Source organism: Sediminibacillus dalangtanensis, assembly GCF_017792025.1.
Classification (GTDB): domain Bacteria; phylum Bacillota; class Bacilli; order Bacillales; family Amphibacillaceae; genus Sediminibacillus; species Sediminibacillus dalangtanensis.
Genome location: NZ_CP046956.1, coordinates 2,163,538 through 2,181,389, shown reverse-complemented (window position 1 = coordinate 2,181,389; position 17,852 = coordinate 2,163,538). Strand labels below are relative to the sequence as shown.

The 17,852-nt window shown below is 42.4% G+C and carries 18 protein-coding genes and 1 pseudogene; 17 read left to right on the top strand and 2 right to left on the bottom strand.

The features are described 5' to 3' along the window. The first annotated feature begins 66 nt into the window (after positions 1-66). Entirely contained in the window at positions 67-1,017 is a 951-nt protein-coding gene (locus ERJ70_RS11005) for an aromatic acid exporter family protein (protein WP_209364938.1), read from the top strand. A gap of 67 nt (positions 1,018-1,084) precedes the next feature. Here ERJ70_RS11005 and prli42 read toward each other — a convergent pair whose 3' ends face one another. Beyond that, positions 1,085-1,222 carry a stressosome-associated protein Prli42 gene (gene prli42, locus ERJ70_RS11000; RefSeq protein ID WP_209364937.1) on the bottom strand — a complete coding sequence of 46 codons (138 nt, stop codon included), beginning with the start codon at positions 1,220-1,222 and terminating at the stop codon, positions 1,085-1,087. 176 nt (positions 1,223-1,398) lie between these two features. Here prli42 and ERJ70_RS10995 point away from each other — a divergent pair, with 176 nt between their 5' ends. From ERJ70_RS10995 to ddlA, 9 genes are all read left to right on the top strand, one after another. Beyond that, on the top strand, positions 1,399-3,057 hold the full coding sequence (locus ERJ70_RS10995; RefSeq protein ID WP_209364936.1) for an acyl-CoA mutase large subunit family protein: 1,659 nt from the start codon (positions 1,399-1,401) through the stop codon (positions 3,055-3,057). Between the two features lie 14 nt (positions 3,058-3,071). Further along, the gene (mce, locus tag ERJ70_RS10990; protein ID WP_209364935.1) at positions 3,072-3,890 is read left to right on the top strand and encodes a methylmalonyl-CoA epimerase; all 819 of its coding nucleotides are present in this window, start codon (positions 3,072-3,074) and stop codon (positions 3,888-3,890) included. A 27-nt stretch (positions 3,891-3,917) separates the two neighbouring features. After that, positions 3,918-4,193 (top strand): carboxyl transferase domain-containing protein, encoded by a 276-nt coding sequence (locus ERJ70_RS10985; RefSeq protein WP_209364934.1) that lies wholly within the window; start codon positions 3,918-3,920, stop codon positions 4,191-4,193. Between the two features lie 209 nt (positions 4,194-4,402). Then, the gene (locus tag ERJ70_RS10980; RefSeq protein WP_209364933.1) at positions 4,403-5,530 is read left to right on the top strand and encodes a M20/M25/M40 family metallo-hydrolase; all 1,128 of its coding nucleotides are present in this window, start codon (positions 4,403-4,405) and stop codon (positions 5,528-5,530) included. A gap of 334 nt (positions 5,531-5,864) precedes the next feature. Further along, a complete protein-coding gene (locus ERJ70_RS10975; RefSeq protein WP_209364932.1) occupies positions 5,865-6,293 on the top strand; it encodes an OsmC family protein in 429 nt (142 codons plus the stop codon). 217 nt (positions 6,294-6,510) lie between these two features. Next, positions 6,511-6,957 carry an RrF2 family transcriptional regulator gene (locus ERJ70_RS10970; RefSeq protein WP_209364931.1) on the top strand — a complete coding sequence of 149 codons (447 nt, stop codon included), beginning with the start codon at positions 6,511-6,513 and terminating at the stop codon, positions 6,955-6,957. Positions 6,958-7,028: 71 nt separating this feature from the next. Next, on the top strand, positions 7,029-7,526 hold the full coding sequence (locus tag ERJ70_RS10965) for a Crp/Fnr family transcriptional regulator (protein WP_209364930.1): 498 nt from the start codon (positions 7,029-7,031) through the stop codon (positions 7,524-7,526). A 229-nt stretch (positions 7,527-7,755) separates the two neighbouring features. Then, the gene (locus tag ERJ70_RS10960; RefSeq protein WP_209369314.1) at positions 7,756-8,802 is read left to right on the top strand and encodes a DUF2332 domain-containing protein; all 1,047 of its coding nucleotides are present in this window, start codon (positions 7,756-7,758) and stop codon (positions 8,800-8,802) included. Positions 8,803-9,063: 261 nt separating this feature from the next. Further along, positions 9,064-10,164 (top strand): D-alanine--D-alanine ligase, encoded by a 1,101-nt coding sequence (gene ddlA, locus ERJ70_RS10955; RefSeq protein ID WP_209364929.1) that lies wholly within the window; start codon positions 9,064-9,066, stop codon positions 10,162-10,164. 55 nt (positions 10,165-10,219) lie between these two features. Here ddlA and ERJ70_RS10950 read toward each other — a convergent pair whose 3' ends face one another. After that, a complete protein-coding gene (locus ERJ70_RS10950) occupies positions 10,220-10,702 on the bottom strand; it encodes a DinB family protein (RefSeq protein WP_209364928.1) in 483 nt (160 codons plus the stop codon). Positions 10,703-10,849: 147 nt separating this feature from the next. Between ERJ70_RS10950 and ERJ70_RS10945 the strand changes: the two are divergent. The 7 genes and pseudogenes from ERJ70_RS10945 to ERJ70_RS10915 all read left to right on the top strand — a co-directional run bounded on the left by ERJ70_RS10945 (position 10,850) and on the right by ERJ70_RS10915 (position 17,835). Further along, a pseudogene (locus ERJ70_RS10945) lies at positions 10,850-11,688 on the top strand (alpha/beta fold hydrolase). 110 nt (positions 11,689-11,798) lie between these two features. Further along, positions 11,799-12,740, top strand: coding sequence for a type I pantothenate kinase (gene coaA, locus ERJ70_RS10940; protein ID WP_209364927.1), 942 nt, complete (start codon positions 11,799-11,801; stop codon positions 12,738-12,740). A 407-nt stretch (positions 12,741-13,147) separates the two neighbouring features. Further along, positions 13,148-13,468, top strand: a complete 321-nt coding sequence (locus ERJ70_RS10935; protein WP_309506943.1) for an ArsR/SmtB family transcription factor — start codon at positions 13,148-13,150, stop codon at positions 13,466-13,468. Positions 13,469-14,298: 830 nt separating this feature from the next. Beyond that, positions 14,299-14,742, top strand: coding sequence for a VOC family protein (locus ERJ70_RS10930; protein WP_209364926.1), 444 nt, complete (start codon positions 14,299-14,301; stop codon positions 14,740-14,742). Positions 14,743-14,758: 16 nt separating this feature from the next. Beyond that, positions 14,759-15,181, top strand: a complete 423-nt coding sequence (locus ERJ70_RS10925; protein ID WP_209364925.1) for a flavoprotein — start codon at positions 14,759-14,761, stop codon at positions 15,179-15,181. A gap of 17 nt (positions 15,182-15,198) precedes the next feature. After that, positions 15,199-15,648, top strand: coding sequence for a GNAT family N-acetyltransferase (locus tag ERJ70_RS10920; protein ID WP_309506941.1), 450 nt, complete (start codon positions 15,199-15,201; stop codon positions 15,646-15,648). A 228-nt stretch (positions 15,649-15,876) separates the two neighbouring features. Continuing rightward, entirely contained in the window at positions 15,877-17,835 is a 1,959-nt protein-coding gene (locus ERJ70_RS10915; RefSeq protein ID WP_209364924.1) for an aconitate hydratase, read from the top strand. Positions 17,836-17,852: the final 17 nt, after the last annotated feature.

Genomic DNA, 17,852 nt, shown 5'->3' with positions numbered 1-17,852 from the left:
CACGCCTGTGACAAGGTTTTTTTCTCTCTTCATCCTTGTTCAAAAAGCTAGTAAGGAGTATACAGCGTGAAAATAGGATACCGAACTTTAAAAACAGCTACCGGGACACCGATAGCAATTTGGTTGGCTCAATTACTTCAGCTTCAAAACTTTGTTTCCGCAGGAATTATTGCTTTACTGTGCATTCAGCCTACACGTAAACGTTCGATGCTTACCTCATGGCACCGTTTTGGTGCATGCTTGCTGGCAATGCTTTTTTCTTTTGCCGTTTTCGAAACGATCGGCTTCCATCCATTGGCCATCGGCATTTTGCTTGTTTTATTTATCCCAACAACCGTTCTATTGAAGTTGACCCCGGGAATTGTGACCAGCTCGGTAATTATCTTGCATTTGTACAGCTCCGGCGAGATAACCTTTTCTTTATTGGTGAATGAATTTTTTCTTATCGTGATAGGAATCGGGACGGCTCTCCTTTTGAATTTATATATGCCCAGCTTAGATAATAATTTGGTTGATTTACAGGAAAAAGTCGAGGATAATTTCCGCACCATTTTAAAAGAAATAGCCATATACTTACGGGAAGGCCGTGAAACCTGGACGGGAAAGGAGTTGACCGAGACCGATGAATTGTTGAATAAGGCGGAACGGCTGGTTGCGCGGGATATTGAAAATCATTTATTAAGAGATAAGCATACGTTTTTTGATTATTTCATCATGCGGAGAAAACAATTTGAACTGTTGCGCCGAATGCTCCCGCTTGTCAGTCAAATGGACAGGCTGTATGAACAAAACTATCGGATGGCTAATTTTTTTGATGAACTGGCTGAAGCGGTTCATCCCGGTAATACGGCAAAACTTCATTTGGAAACTTTGCGCGAATTGCGTAAAACCTTTGATAAGGATGATTTGCCAAAAACTAGAATCGAGTTTGAAACGAGGGCGAACTTGTTCCGTTTGCTATATGAAATCGAACAATACCTTGTGTTAAAAAAGACCTTTAAACCAAGTGATGTATGATTTTTTTGCAAAAGAAAAAGGCTGTCACTGATGATCTTAAAAAGATAATGCAGTGCCAGCCCTTTTTTTATATAAACATAGACAATCCCATTGTCACCGTTGACAATACCATGGCGATAATCATAATATATATAACTAATTTGATCCGTCTTTCCCGTTTGGACGGTTTGCGTTTTACTGTTTGGTCCATGTTGTTTTTAGCCATTGCATTTCCTCCTTCACCCCTGTAGCTACTTGTATTTTACCGCGAATGGGCAGAATGGACAAGCCCCCTGGGAATTAAATATTCAAACAATTTTATATATAATAGAAGGAAACGTAAAGGATTTTTAAATCAACTGTATCGGAATGGTATGGATAGAGAGACAAAGGAGGATTCGTATGGGGAAGGAACAAGAGTTTTCTGCCAATAAACAAGAGTGGGAAAAAACAGTGAAAAAAACGATTCAACGCTATCCGGAAAGACAGGAAGTTTTTGAAACAAGTTCCGGTATCCCGATCCATCGACTATACACACCAAAGCACCCACAAGAAGAGTATCAGGAAACGCTAGGATTTCCCGGCCAATATCCTTATACCCGTGGAATTCAGCCGACCATGTATCGCAGCAGGTATTGGACAATGCGGCAGTATGCTGGTTTCGGTTCAGCACAGGAAACCAATCACCGGTTTCGTTATTTATTGGAACAAGGGCAAACCGGTTTGTCTGTCGCTTTCGATCTTCCGACACAAATCGGTTATGATTCCGATGATAGCATGGCTGACGGGGAGGTCGGAAAAGTGGGTGTTGCGATTGATTCATTGCATGACATGGAAACGCTGTTTGACTCGATTCCACTAGACAAAGTAAGCACTTCCATGACGATCAATGCGCCAGCCTCTGTATTGCTATGCATGTACATAGCAGTGGGAGAAAAACAAGGGGTAGATCCGGCTCAGCTAACGGGAACCATTCAGAATGATATTTTAAAAGAATATATTGCGCGCGGAACCTATATTTTTCCTCCCAAGCCCTCTATGCGCTTGATTACTAATATATTTGCTTATTGCCAGGAGGAGCTTCCCCGCTTCAATACCATCAGTATTTCGGGTTATCATATAAGGGAGGCAGGGTCTACTGCAGTCCAGGAAATTGCTTTTACACTTGCTAACGGAATCGCTTATGTAGAAGCAGCTTTAGCTTCCGGGCTTGATATCGATCAGTTTGCACCTCGTCTTGCGTTTTTCTTTAACGCGCATAATCAATTCTTTGAGGAAGCAGCAAAATTCCGGGCAGCACGTCGGATTTGGTCTAAAATCATGAAAGAAAGATACCATGCTAAGGAGCCAACTAGCTGGAAGCTGCGGTTTCACACACAGACAGGCGGCTCGACATTGACTGCCCAACAGGCAAACAACAATATTGTCCGCGTTGCGTTGCAGGCGCTTTCAGCGGTTTTGGGTGGGACGCAAAGTCTTCATACCAATTCAAGGGATGAGGCACTATCCCTTCCTACCGAGGAATCGGCAAGGATTGCATTAAGGACGCAACAAATCATTGCAAACGAAAGCGGTGCTGCCGATACGATCGATCCCTTAGGTGGTTCCTATTATGTGGAGTCCTTAACAGATGAAATAGAGTCACGCGCATGGGAATATATTGAAAAAATCGACAAGCTGGGCGGTGCTGTTCAAGCCGTTGAAGCTGGTTATATGCAGCGGGAAATCCGTCAGGCAGCATATGAAACCCAAAAGAAAATAGAATCAGGAGAGAAAACAGTAGTCGGTCTTAATCAATTTGTCGAAGAAGAAGAACAAAAACCGGATTTGTTGAAGGTGGATGAAGAACTTGAAGCCAGCCAGAAACAGGCAGTGCAGCAAGTCAGAACGGAACGCGACCCAATGGAGGCAGATCGTTGCCTGAAGAAGCTGGCAGCAGCTGCAGCCGATCCTGGCATCAATTTAATGCCGTATATTTTACAAGCTGTGAAGGCATATTGCACAGTTGGGGAAATATGTAACACACTTCGAAAAGAATTCGGGGAATACAACGGAATATAGGGGTGGTCGATAAAATGAAACAAATTCGTGTATTGATCGGAAAAGCCGGATTGGATGGTCACGACCGCGGTGCTTTGGTCATAGCTCAGGCTTTGCGTGACCACGGCATGGAAGTAATTTACACGGGGCTGAGACAATCGCCGGAAGAAATAGCCCAGGCTGCCGTCCAGGAGGATGTCGATGTTGTCGGTCTCTCTTCCTTGTCAGGTTCACATCGATCATTGTTTCCCAGGGTGGTAGAAGCATTGCGAGCAAGAGATGCTGCCGATATTCCGGTTATCGGCGGTGGTGTTATACCAGCTGAAGACATCCCGTACCTTGAAGGAAAAGGGATAACAAAAATATTCACCAGTGGCGCTTCGACGGAGGCACTAGCCTCTTACATAAAACGTCTAGTCGGCTCTGCATCCGTATCGCCTAAAAAAATCGCGCATATCGGGATTGCTGTAAGGGCCATAAATAAATCACTCCCTTTTTATCAGGATGTACTTGGACTGGAAGTGGAGAAAGTAGAGATGGTTGACTCAGAACAGGTAAAAGTGGCCTTTTTAAGGATAGGAGAAACGCGTCTGGAACTACTTGAACCATTGAATGAACAATCAACCATTCATCGCTTTCTTGATAAAAAAGGAGAAGGGGTGCATCACCTTGCCTTTGAAGTGGATGACTTGGAGGAGCGATTGTCCGAGTATCGACGGCAAGGCATACGCTTACTAAATGAAACACCAGTAGCAGGTGCTGATAATAGTCAGATCGCTTTTCTTCATCCCGGCGATGCCAGCCAAGTGTTAATCGAGTTATGCCAGCATCAGGAAACAGAAGGAGATAAATGAATTGAAGAAAAACGAAGATAAGTAGAATTGGTCCGTAGAGATAAGCGACTCGAAAACACCATGAACGGATTAACAATAGATGAAGATACATTTGTCGAGCTTAATCCGTTCGTCGACCCCCGTGTTACCGATTTCGGAATGGCGGATAAAGGAGCTCCAGAGGGACGGAGAGCACTGAAATCGACGGCAGGCCGATCAGATCATTTATTCGCGCAGGATTTCACCATATATGGCAGCGCTCTAAGAGAAATGCATGCAAAAAAGATTGTAGCCGTGATGGATCTTGGCGTTAAGGTGATGTAACTTCATTGATTGGATTAAATGATTCTGATGATGTCCAGATCCGGGAGGGGTTCCTCCTTGCTTTAGATGCGTAGTGAGTCAATAGGACTGGTATCAACACCAAAACTAAAGTGGTTATGGGATGAAAAAATTGACAGAGACTCCCGATTTTCAGTAACGTAAGAAGAAGACAGAAATGTCCTTTTAAACAACAAGGAGGTACGTGAAACATGCTAGAAGTGAATCAGGAACGTATCGTGGAAGAATTTCTGGAACTTGTCCAGGTGAATTCTGAAACAGAGCATGAAGAAGAAATAGTAGAGGTCTTGAGGAAGAAATTCACAGAGCTTGGGCTGGAAGTGGTAGAAGATGACAGCAAAGCGAAAACCGGACATGGCGCCAACAATTTAATATGTACGTTGAAAGGAAATAAACGGGAAGTTGATACGATATATTTTACATCCCATATGGACACCGTAGTACCTGGTAACAACATCAAGCCTTCTGTAAAAGAGGGTTACATCGTTTCTGATGGTACAACGATTTTGGGGGCAGATGACAAAGCCGGTTTAGCGGCCATGTTGGAAGCAATCAAACTTCTGAAAGAAAATGATATCGATCATGGTGACATCCAGTTTGTCATCACTGCAGGAGAGGAATCCGGTCTTGTCGGAGCAAAGGCACTGGATATTTCAATGGTGAACGCAGCTTATGGTTATGCTGTAGACAGTAACGGAACTGTGGGTGATATCATTGTAGCTGCTCCAACACAAGCGAAGATCAATGCAGTGGTAAAAGGGAAAACGGCACATGCCGGAGTAGCTCCGGAAAATGGCGTTTCAGCCATCACTTTGGCAGCAAAAGCTATTTCGAAAATGCCCCTTGGCAGAATCGATGAAGAGACGACTGCCAATATCGGACGATTTGAAGGAGGGTCGAAAACCAATATTGTTTGCGATCATGTTGAAATATTGGCAGAAGCTCGTTCCCTTGTCCCCGAAAAAATGGAGGAGCAAGTGAAAAAAATGAAGCAGGCATTCGAAGAAACTGCTGCTGAATTTGGAGGAAGTGTCGATTTGGATATAAAAGTCATGTATCCGGGCTACAAACAGCAAGCTGGAGACCATGTGGTAGAGGTTGCCCGCAGAGCCGCAAATTCTATTGGGCGAGACAGTCAGTTGCTGGAAAGCGGAGGCGGAAGTGACGCAAATGTGATAGCCGGCCACGGTATCCCTACTGTTAATTTAGCTGTCGGTTATGAAGATATCCATACAACAAATGAACGGATGCCGGTAGGCGAGTTGGTGAAAGTTGCGGAACTGCTTACAGCCATCGCAAAAGAGGCTGCCAACTCGTAAAAAGAAAGTGGGTACAAAGGCCATCTTATTCAAGGTTTTTCTAATAATATGTGAATTTTGTTGGAATGCTGTCTGGCTCCAAGGTCCACTCTTACTCCCTTGATGTCTTAAGCCAATCCTCTTTGTGGCAGGAACGTGCTTGAAGGATTGGCTTATGCTTGTCGAGTGAGCAAGGTGTTCCATGCGTGGATTGAAAACTTTCGCAAAACGAAAATAAAGTCATCTCCCTCTCTCTTCGGAATGAAGGAGGCTTTGTTTACCGTTAATTTTAGGAAAAGTATAAATCCCTCAATAGGGAGAATAGTAGTTAGAGACGATCGAAAGGAGCAGGAGTATGAAAAACAGTATAAAATGGAACAAGAAAATGTCTTTTACTGGCTCTACGCCTTCCGGCCATCAAGTACATATGGATGCTTCCGAAGAGGTCGGTGGGGAAAATAGCGGAGCACGGCCAACTGAATTACTGTTAAATGCTGTAGCTGGATGCACCTCTATCGATATCATTTCCATCCTGAAAAAAATGCGACTGAAACCTGAGTCATTTGAAGTGGAAATTGACGGTGAACGTGCAGAAGAGCATCCTAAAAGGTTCACCACTATTCATGTTCACTACGTCCTGGAGGGGGATCTACCCGAAGAAAAGGTAGTCAGAGCCATTCAATTATCAAAAGATACGTATTGTTCTGTAGCGCATTCCGTCAATGCGGAGTTAACCGTAAGTTACTCGATAAATGGGGAACAAGGCACACAGAAAATTTCATAGAAAAACCGGGAGGCCTCAAGCGTTTTATTTCGCTTGAGGCCTTCCTGACCAAAGGGGGGAGCATCCATCGGCATCTTGTGTTTTACATAATTAGGTACTTTTTCCTCTGTTTGCTAGATAGTTTTCCAAGGTTAAAAGGTTGACAGGAAGAACTGAAATAAATATGATTACAGTTATGAACAAGGGATAAGTATGATCATCATTTAGGAGGATTACAGTGAACAGTGAATTCACCTTGGCCGTACACAGTTTAACTTATCTGGCATTGCATCCAGGTCAGATGGCTACAAGTAATGCTATTGCAGAGAGTACTGCTGTTCATCCTGTCAGGGTACGGAAGGTATTGGGATTACTTCGTAAGCAAGGGTACATCGCAACGAAAGAAGGGTGTGCCGGTGGTTTCATTTTGCGGGTAAATCCCGAAGAAATAGGGCTGCACGAAATATATAAAATAACCTCCGAAGGTACTTTGATCCCTAAATGCTCCCCAGCAAATCCAGACTGTGTAGTAGGGGCAAATATGAAGAGTACGTTAACAACGATTTTCGGGAATGCTGAAAAACAGTTAGAAAGTTTTTTGGCTGGTTATAGTATAAACGACGTAGCAATGTTGGTGAGAAACCATCCGTCTAAACCAATTTCAGAAATAGTTACTGACCTATAACTGCTAAGAATGGTACCGAATGTACGCCTTAAATGTAATAAAAATAATTACAATTTAAAGGAGGCATATATATGAAATTAACGAAACGTAAACACTTAGAGGATAAATGGAAATACAATTATGAGACTTTATCAGCGTATGGTGAAATCGGGGAGGTTGGGGAAAGTCAGCTGATCTACTCCTTTGAACAGCCTGCACATGCTGTCTATTTTATTACAAGTGGGTTTGTTCGCCTTTTCAATAAGGAAACATGCAGAACGAAAATAATAGGAGCTGGCGAATTTTTTGGTGATCGTTCCGTGTTTTTTACAAAGCATATGTATGTCGAGAGTGTAACCCCTGTCGTATTCGTACGGGTCGATGAGGAATCATATAGCAGATTGATGAAGCATGAACCAAAACTGGCCGTTGAATTAATTACCCATATATCAAAAAATCATATTTATTTAACTGAAAAACAATCTTTGCTTTCGGAAACAAAAGAGTTGTTTAGTCAGCTGAAAAAAGGTTATAGCAAAATCCATCATGTGAAAAAGAGTGACCATCAGCTCTGCTGCCATTGCTCATAAATTGGAAAGGGACTGTCCCCCTAAGCATCAAAATGCTTAGGGGACAGTCCCTTTGTTTTGCCCAATTATATTTATCCCGATCACTTCCTCAACCTACGTTTTCATAAGAAAAATATTCCTAAATCTTGATTATTTGCTTAGCCTTTATATTCGTAATGAAGGAGATTGTTTTATAGCAACGAAAGTATACAAATAAATAAGTGAAATGAAATGACTGGAAAAGGGGTACATACGAATGAAAGATCTTTTATCCGAGCGATTTCAGCATTTTTCCCTTTATGAATGCAGAGGGTCAAGCAGACTATATGAATGTCTGGCGACTGAGATAGCCGATGACGACGAGCTTTTACGATTGAGCGGGCATGCCAGAGAAGACCAGCCAACGCCGAACTTGTTACTTGGTGCTGTACATTATCTTTTACAACAAAGTGATCATCCATTGAAAAGATTTTACGCCAGTCTGACGACTGTTCCCGAGAAACCGGAAAAAGCATTTTATTGGTTCAAGGATTTTTGTCGAAATCATGAAACAGAAATAAAACAACTGCTTACTGAAAAATTGGTGCAAACAAATGAAGTGAGACGCTGTGCTTATCTCTATCCGATCTTTTGCCATATCTACCAGCAAACAAAGCACCCACTATCGCTTATCGAACTAGGGAGCAGCGCGGGACTGCAATTGTTATGGGACAAATATGCTTACCAGTACGAACATGGTTCGATTGTAGGAAATGCAGATGCACAATTAGTGTTGACGGCTGAAGTAAGGGAAGGACAGCTTCCGTTATTAAGAAAGAAAAGCCCGCCAGTAGCGGAAAGAATAGGAATTGACTTACATATCAATCATCTTAATGATCCTGAGGACTATGCCTGGTTAAAGGCATTGATTTGGCCCGAGCATCAAACAAGGAGAAAAGCTTTTGAACGGGCGGCCATGCAGTGCCAAAAAGAGGCATCAGACCTTACATTAATAGAAGGAAACGGAGTAGACCTGTTGGAAGAGGTAGCTGCTGAAATCCCTTTTGATTCAACTATTTGTGTATTTCATACACATGTCGCAAATCAAATCCCTTCTCGAGAAAAAAAGAAGCTGATAGATCGCATCAAGCACATCAGCAAAAATCGAGAAATCTTTCATATATACAATAATATGTCTGACCCGCTGCTTCACATAGACAGGGTGTCAGAAGGAAAAGAAAGTCATGAAATAGTGGGAAGGACAGATGGACATGGCAGTTGGTTTGAATGGCGGCTCGAACAAAAGCAAATGACTTGAAAATGGAACAGTCTTCCATCCGTCACCCCTTCTTGAAGAGCGCGTAAATTAAACAGCATTCATCTGAGCTTTTGCAGCTTGACTGCTGTACAAACTTCTGAAAGAAAGGGATTAATACGGTAGCCGATGAAGACAGGAACAGGCAGGCTGAAATACAATAGATGCATATAAGAAAGTCGCAAGTAAATGAAAAAAGAAACCAAATGCGTTTTATTTTGATATGATATAGAAGAAAATAATTGGATGCATTAGGAGGCAGTCATGAAGAAAAAAACAAGGGTAGGATTGATCTTTGGCGGTAAATCTGCAGAGCATGAGGTATCTCTGCAATCTGCCAAAAATATCGTCGACGCCATCGATAAAGAGAAGTACGAGGTAACATTGATCGGAATTGACAAAGAAGGCAAATGGCATTTAAATAATCAGTCCCACTTTCTCATGAATGAGGAAAATCCGAAATTGATCGAGATGAACAAATCCAACCAGCATATTGCCATCATCCCTGGAGAAGATAAGCAGCAAATGATGAATTTGAAAGAGACTGTAAAGCTGGAGCAGCTTGACGTAATTTTTCCGATCCTGCATGGAACGCTAGGCGAAGATGGCAGCATTCAGGGTATGATGCGTCTGGCGAATCTGCCGTATGTCGGATCAAATGTGCTGGGTTCGGCGGTATGTATGGACAAAGATATAACGAAAAAATTATTGCAGCAGGCAGGTATCGAAGTAGCAAAGTCCGTAACGTTGAAAAAACATCAAAAAGAAACAGTATCTTTTGCCGATGTAAAAGAACAGTTGGGGCTGCCTGTCTTTATAAAACCTGCCAGCCAGGGGTCTTCTGTAGGCGTTAGCAAGGTGAACGATGAAGCAGCTTTCCGAAAAGCAATCGAAATGGCGTTCCTTTACGACCATAAAGTATTGATTGAAGAAAGCGTGGAGGGGCGCGAAGTAGAATGTGCCGTCTTAGGTAATGAGGAACCAAAGGCTTCGCTCCCGGGTGAAATCCTTCCGCAAGGGGATTTTTATTCCTATGAAACGAAATATATTGATGAAAATGGAGCCGTGCTCGAGATACCTGCGCAACTATCCGATGAAGAGATAAGAAATATTCAAGATACCGCGATTCAAGCTTTCCGCGTGCTTGAATGTGAGGGACTGGCAAGAGTCGACTTTTTTCTGAAACAAGATGGTTCGTTAGTCTTGAATGAGGTGAATACACTGCCCGGCTTTACGAAGATCAGTATGTATCCGCAGCTTTGGGGAGTAAGCGGATTGTCTTATCCGGATTTAATTGATCAACTAATTCAGCTGGCAATCACCAGACATGAAAGAGATAAGTCGCTGAAAAACACGGTGGAATAAATAATTGCTGTGCCCCGATATTGTCAGGAAATAGGCTGGCAATATCGGGGTGTTTTTATACCTGTTTCCGAACGGCATTGGAAAGCTGTTGCCTTATATCCATCACTTTTTGTAAATGCATTCCTTCATGGAAAATGGTACGGACTAATACCTGTTCAATCGTATGCATTCCCATTTCTGTCGCTGGGAACGTTTCGTCCATTCGTTCACCATACCGTTCTTTTATACCACCGGGTTGCTCCGCGAGCAATCTTTTTATCGTCTCTAGACTGGGTGTTTCCGCGGTGAAATCTGCCGGTGAACTACCGAAGCCAAACCAGCTGTGAAATTCATGCGGGACGTTCTGCTTTTCTTTTGTTAAAGTTTCCAGCCACAAAAATTGATCAAGGTAAACATGGCCGAGATTCCAACGTATGTTATTGTTGAATCCCGGAGGAACAAAGTCTGCCTCTTCTTCAGTAACAGGAAGAACAGCGTCCAGAAGTTCCGTACGGTATGTTTCCATTTGGCGGAACAATATTTGATGACGAGCTTCCATTCCTACTTCCCTCTTTTCATTCGTATTTTCCATAACTAATTCGCTTTGGATATTCCTTCCCGTTTGATCGAATGGATGTCACCAAAAGGTTATTTCTGGTAGAATTGTGAAAGGGGTTACATCGTCGGGGCGAAAAGGGGAGTGTTCATCTTGGAATGGAAAAGAAAAATAGTAACAACAGAAAGGGGGAGTTTCGAGTTCTTCGTCAAAGGGCAAGGGAAACCAATCTGTATCACCCACCTTTATTCAGCATTTAATGAGAGCGGTGATAACTTTGCCGACACCTTTACAAGCAATAACATGGTTTATTTGGTCAATCTCCGGGAGACTGGATCCTCAGCGAGGGCAGAGCAATTCCATCAGCTCAGCATGCTGGAGACCGTAATGGATTTGGAAGCAATCAGACAATCGCTCGGCTTAAAAACTTGGTACTTTGCCGGTCATTCGACTGGAGGAATGTTAGGACTGGTGTATGGCATTTATTTTCCGAACAGCTTGGCTGGATTGATTGTTGTCGGAACTGCCGCAAGAGATTATACCGTCTCGTCCTCATCTATTTATCATCCTGATCATCCCGATTTCCACCGAATGCAGGAATTGCTTGAATTGTTGAAGAAACCGAAACTTGAGGCAGTTCAAAGAGAAGCATTGACAAAGGAAAGGACGAAACTGTCCCTCTATAATCCGGAAGAATATGGACAACTTTTTTCCAAACAAATAAAGAAAACATTGTCCAAGGAGAGAATCGAGTTTTCAGTCGTGAACTGGCTGTATTTGATTTAACTAGCAAGCTTCCTGGCTGTCAGCCGAATCTTTTGATTCTTTGCGGGAAATATGATGTCCAATGCCCATGGGAATTTTCAAAGGAAATAAATGAACTTGTTCCTGGATCCCGGTTCATCACCTACGATAAAAGTAACCATTACCCGTTTCTGGAACAAAAACAAGCTTTTTTACGAGATATACGCCACTTCTTGTCAGGGTAATCTATCTTTAACACACCAATCCGATAAAAATAAAGCACCTCCCTTCTCAAATCAAAGGTGACATAGTATGATGTAGAAGTATGTCAATTAACTAGCAGAGGTAGATATTCATGGTTTCTGAAAAAATTTCCCCTTATATTTCTTTTACAAGGGAAGAGTGGGCAAAGCTCCGGTTCAATACACCAATGACACTCACAAAAGCTGAAATAAAAGAACTTCAGGGGATCAATGAACGATTATCCGTGGAAGAAGTAGAAAAGATCTACTTGCCGCTAACGCGGTTGCTGAATTTATATATCAACGCTTCCCAACAGCTTCATTCTGTGACAGATCAATTTTTTGGACAAGCTACACGAAAGGTTCCGTATATCATCGGGGTTGCGGGAAGTGTCGCCGTAGGAAAAAGTACTACTTCTAGGATCTTGCAGTCGCTACTATCCAGGCTGCCAGAACATCCGAAAGTGCAAATCGTGACGACCGATGGCTTTTTGTATCCAAATGCCATCTTGGAAAGTAAAGGATTGATGGACAAAAAAGGATTTCCGGAAAGCTATGACATCAGAAAACTCATCCATTTTTTAAGTGATTTGAAATCTGGCAAGGACAATGTACGGGCGCCGGTTTATTCTCATTTTACGTATGACATCGTACCAGAAGAGTATGTCGAGGTGGATGGAGCAGATATTGTGATCATTGAAGGGATCAATGTCCTGCAAACGCCGGTCACCAATGAAATGCTTTCCAGGTTATATGTATCAGATTTTTTTGATATGTCGTTATTTGTGGATGCTGATGAAGTGGATATCAAACGATGGTACATAGAGCGTTTTAAGATTTTAAAGGAATCAGCCTTTAAGGATCCCAATGCTTATTTCAATCGATATGCCGATCTTAACGACGAAGAAGCTGAAGAAGTAGCTGCAGATATTTGGAACCGGATAAACAAGAAAAACCTTGAACTGAATATATCACCCACCAAGTACCGATCGACGATTATTTTTAAAAAAGGGAAAGACCACCTTACGGAAAAGATTAGCTTGAGAAAAGTATAAACGAAGTCGAATGCTCCTAGAGGGCATTCGACTTCGTTTATTGTATAAGAAATTATAAATTTAACTGTCTGTGGATCATTATTGGCTGAACCAGCCACGTCCAGCTCCAGCGCCTACCCCCTCGAGGTCTTAAGCCCACCCTCTGTGTGGCAAAAAGCGCCACGTCGAGGCTGTTCTTAAGCTTGTCGGAGGCCCAAACGATGTGGGTCATGCAGGCGTTGCCACAGGACGTGGCGGCTTTAGCCTGTACTTCTTTAAACAGGCGCTTGCGCTTTTGTCCTGTTAGAGCCTTTTGGTAAGCAGTTTTATGTTAAATCAATTTTTTTTGATGTTAAGTGCTTGCATCCCATAAGATGGGAGGTTATCATTAAGATAATCAAACTAAATTGATGTAAGGAGACTTCTGAATGAATAATGAAAATGCAACAATCGATATGTCTATCGATCAGGCGTTTACCAGCTATGAAAAAAAGTTCAAAGCACTTGCGGATAAGAAAAGGTTGCATATCTTGCACGAAATCACCCAATATGGCGAGGTATGTGTTTGTGATTTGGCAGATAAATTAGGTTTACCTCAATCCAAGCTTTCATACCACTTAAAGATTTTGATGGATGCTGGTTTGATTGACAAAGAAACAAGGGGTACCTGGAGTTACTATACGTTAAACAATCCGCAAATCAATCATTTGCTTTCAGAAGAACTTTGCTGCCTGTTTCGCAGAGATTAAAATTTTTATTTTATAAATCAAATTAATTTGATTAAAAGGAAGAAACCACTCATATAGTACTTTTTGAATGGGCTTCTATTCGCAGACAGGAAATCCGACAGATGTGAAAGTGTATCGGGTCCATTTAAAAAAGGGATGAAGAAATGTGCCGGGAAACCAGTAAGCTGGTATACCATTTGTTTCTCGAAATCCTTTGGTTTGTTGCAGGCTCTCCTGTTGTATTTCCTAATAAAAAGAATAAGTATGGAAAAATTCGAAAAAAGTTGATTAGTAGGAAGGTAACCATGTTCAAGTTTTTGCGTAATTTTCTGGATATTGGTGCTGAGTTTGCTGTCCTTCAGTTGGAATTGCTTTTTTGGTCCGTTTCTTATTACGTCTTATGATAAAAAAACAATCGCTGGCGGGTAATTATAAAAGACGAAGAGAAGAACAGCTATTCAACCAGTACAAAAGCAGCGGAGAATAGGAAAATAATTAGCTAGATACTCTGAAGTCAAATAAACCTGGTAACATCATGCTGGAGCATTGCTTTCTTGAAATAAAAAAGGAAAATTCGCTAGTTTTGTCGTAATACTACTATTGCATCAGCTGTATGTTTGCAGGTGAGCTATTTTGCGGATAGATTGGAAAAATAATGAAGACGGATGAGCCGATCCAAATAGGTTTTATCCCTATTCTTCTCGCAGGAAAGGAAAGGTGGTATAACTCTTCACTGAGGCAAGGATATCTGGCAAGAAACAAGGAGTACAGGCATCGATTATCAAAATAGTGGTATTCTGGTAGCTCTAATTTTTTCTTGGTTTAACAAACGGTGTTAAGGAGTGTTGCAAATGGACAAAAAATTAATCAGAGTAGGAACAACTTATTTGCCGGTAGCAGATGTGAATAGAGCTACTGAATGGTACGTGACCAATTTGGATGCTGATTTATCCTACCAGGATGAAGAAAAAGCAATCCTAAATCTTGCTGACCAAAGTTTTTTCCTTGTAAAAGCAGGGGAAAAACAAACGGCTAATTTTTTGGATGCAACTGGAAAAGAACGCTTCTCTATCACCTTTGAAGTAGACGGACTCGAGGCACTCCAAGCCATTCGGCAGCAGTTGCTGGAGAGAGGAGTCAAAGTCGGGGCAATTGAAGATAGGGGACATCCAGGTAACAATTTTACCTTTTATGATTTAGACGGAAATAAATTCGATGTGTGGAGTGAACTAAGTCCTGTTTATAAAAAATTGCACAGATTGACTCCATTGGAAAGTGTAACAGGAGAGAAATAGAGGGTTTGAACAATACTTGGAAAGCTACCTTGACGCATGGAGGAATTTTTCCCTGGTAGAGTTACAAAAGCATATTTCTAACGATTATCAGGCTCGTGAATCAAGGGGTTCAGAAATCCTCGATTTTGGCTATCAACAGTCGCTTGAAGGATGGGAACAAGCATTCACGCAGTTAAAGGAATCAGCTGAATGGGTATTGACTGTCCATGCGAAAATATCCACTGGAGAAAATGTGGTAATTGCCATCATCTATGCTACATTGATTATCGAAGGAAAACCGCTTGATACAGCGAATTTGTGTTTTGATGTTTTTCAAAGAAAGACGAACCAGGACGAATGGAAAATGGTAAGAAGTTACATAGAAGCTGGTATTCCGTGCAACCAGCTTCAATTTGCCGACGGGTTAAGGGTGATTGCTCCATTCGTCAAAAGTAAATAATGAAAGGGCAGAAATAAATGGAGTATGTGAAATTGGACCAATTAGATAAACGAATAATCACTGCCTTTTTTAAAGACCATTGGGGGAGTCCGGAAATGGTCATCACGAGCGGAACCTATCAATGTGATGAGCTTCCCGGCTTTGCAGCAGTTGCTAAAGGTCAAGAAATTGTCGGCATGATCACCTATACAATTGTCGGAGAGGCATGTGAAATAATTTCATTGGACAGCGTGTTAGAGCAACGTGGTATCGGTACCAAACTCCTAACATTGGCGGAAGATATGGCCCGAAAAATGAATTGTACGAGTGTGAAGCTTGTCACCAGTAATGACAACATTCTTGCACTTGGATTTTACCAGCGCAGAGGTTACCGGATAATCAAGATTTATCAGAACGCCATCGATCGAGCCAGAATAATAAAACCCCAAATTCCAATGGAGGGAGAAAATGGTATTTCCACCCCGTGATGAGCTTCTCATGATGAAACAATTATAAATAAAGACGCATTTAATTTACATAACATAGATATCGCAAACAAAAAAAGCTGAAAGAGCCGGAGGCTGTTTTCAGCTTTTTTTATCCAGAAAGAAATCCCTTCACAACAAAAAGATATTTCCCTTAATTCCCTCCTGGAAGCATAGTTTTTCACATTAGAACCAAAATGATAATAGCAAGTATTTTGAGGAGGTTGATCTATGCCTTTAAATGTTACCCAAAAATTGATTAAGGAACATTTGGTGTCAGGTGAAATGATATCTGGAACCGAAATAGGACTCCGTATTGATCAAACGTTGACACAGGATGCCACTGGTACAATGGTGATGCTTGAGCTGGAAGCTATGGGGCTTGATTATGCAAAAACGGAAGCTTCCGCCCAATATGTCGATCATAATCTTATCCAAGTAGACAGTAAAAATCCTGATGATCATTTGTTTTTGCAAAGTGCAACCAGACGTTTTGGTTTATATTATAGCCGTCCCGGTAATGGTGTCAGCCATCCGGTGCATATGCAGCGATTGGCGAAACCAGGGAAAACGTTACTTGGATCGGACAGCCATACTTGTGCAAATGGTTGTATGGGAATGCTCGCCATGGGAGCAGGCGGAATCGATGTAGCGATGGCTATTGCTGGTGAGCCGTTCTATGTGAAAATGCCGAAAGTATGGGGAGTGAAACTGACCGGTGAGTTGCCGGAATGGGTCAGCGCCAAGGATGTTATCTTTGAATTGCTGAAACGCCATGACGTTAAAGGGGGCGTTGGCAGAGTCATCGAATATTATGGACCCGGTTTGAAGAACTTGAGTGCCATGGACCGTCATGTTATCGCGAATATGGGAGCGGAACTGGGGGCAACCGGTACGGTCTTTCCTTCTGACGAAGAAGTAAAGCGGTTTTTAAACGATCAGGATCGTGAAAAAGACTGGATGGAATTAAAGGCGGATCGTGGTGCAACGTACGATTTGGAGGAGGAAATCAATCTTTCCGAACTAGAACCGTTAATAGCTAAACCATCCAGCCCCGGCAATGTCGTGCCGGTCAAGGAAATTGCCGGTGAACCGATTTATCAGTCGTATGTCGGTTCTTCTGCAAATCCGGGTTATCGGGACTTTGCCATCGCTGCAGAAATCGTGAAAGGGAAACAGATTGCAGACGGTATTTCTTTTGATATCAACCCTACTTCGAGGCAGATGCTGACAGATTTAGTCAATGAGGGACATATTGCCAATCTATTACAGGCAGGAGCAAGACTCCACCAGGCAGGGTGTAACGGCTGTATCGGGATGGGACAAGCCCCGGCAACTGGCAGAAACAGTCTTCGAACTACCCCACGGAACTTCCCGGGGCGATCCGGGACGAAAGAAGACAGTGTGTTTCTTTGTAGTCCGGAAACGGCAGCCGCATCAGCACTAACTGGGGTCATTACGGATCCTCGAACACTAAAAATGGATTACCCGAAAATTAGAAAGCCAAAAAAACCGACAATTGACATGAATTTGTTGGATGCCCCGCTTGATCCTGAGCAAGCAAGGCAGGTTGAACTTTATAAGGGACCGAATATCGCTTCCATCCCTGAGATGGATGAATTGCCGGATCAGCTTGAACTTCCGGTTCTGTTGAAGATGGGTGACAATATTTCCACTGATGAAATTTTGGCAGGAGGCGCTCGTGTACTGCCTTTCCGCAGCAACCTGCCGGAAATAAGCAAATTCACTTTTGAGATAGTTGATGAATCCTACTATGAACGGAGCATGGCAGTCAGGGGGCAGGGTGGACATGCGATTATCGGCGGCTTTAACTATGGGCAGGGTTCGAGCCGGGAGCATGCAGCACTTGCGCCTAGGTTCCTCGGTTTGCGTGCAGCTTTAGTAAAAGATTTTGCAAGAATCCATTGGCAAAACCTGGTCAATTTCGGAATTTTGCCTTTGACCTTCGTAGATGAGGATGACTATGCGAAATTGAATCAAGGTGATGTCCTGGAACTTACGGACCTGCGAAACAAAATTCAACAAGGTAACGAATTCAGCATTTCGATCAAAGGAAAAAATCAATCAATTGCTGTCCAGCATGCATTGTCCGGCCGGCAGGTTGAAATGATGCTAAAAGGCGGATTAATCAATTGGGTAAGAGAACGACAGAACGCCTCCAAATCCTGAGAAAAGGAGAGAGAAAA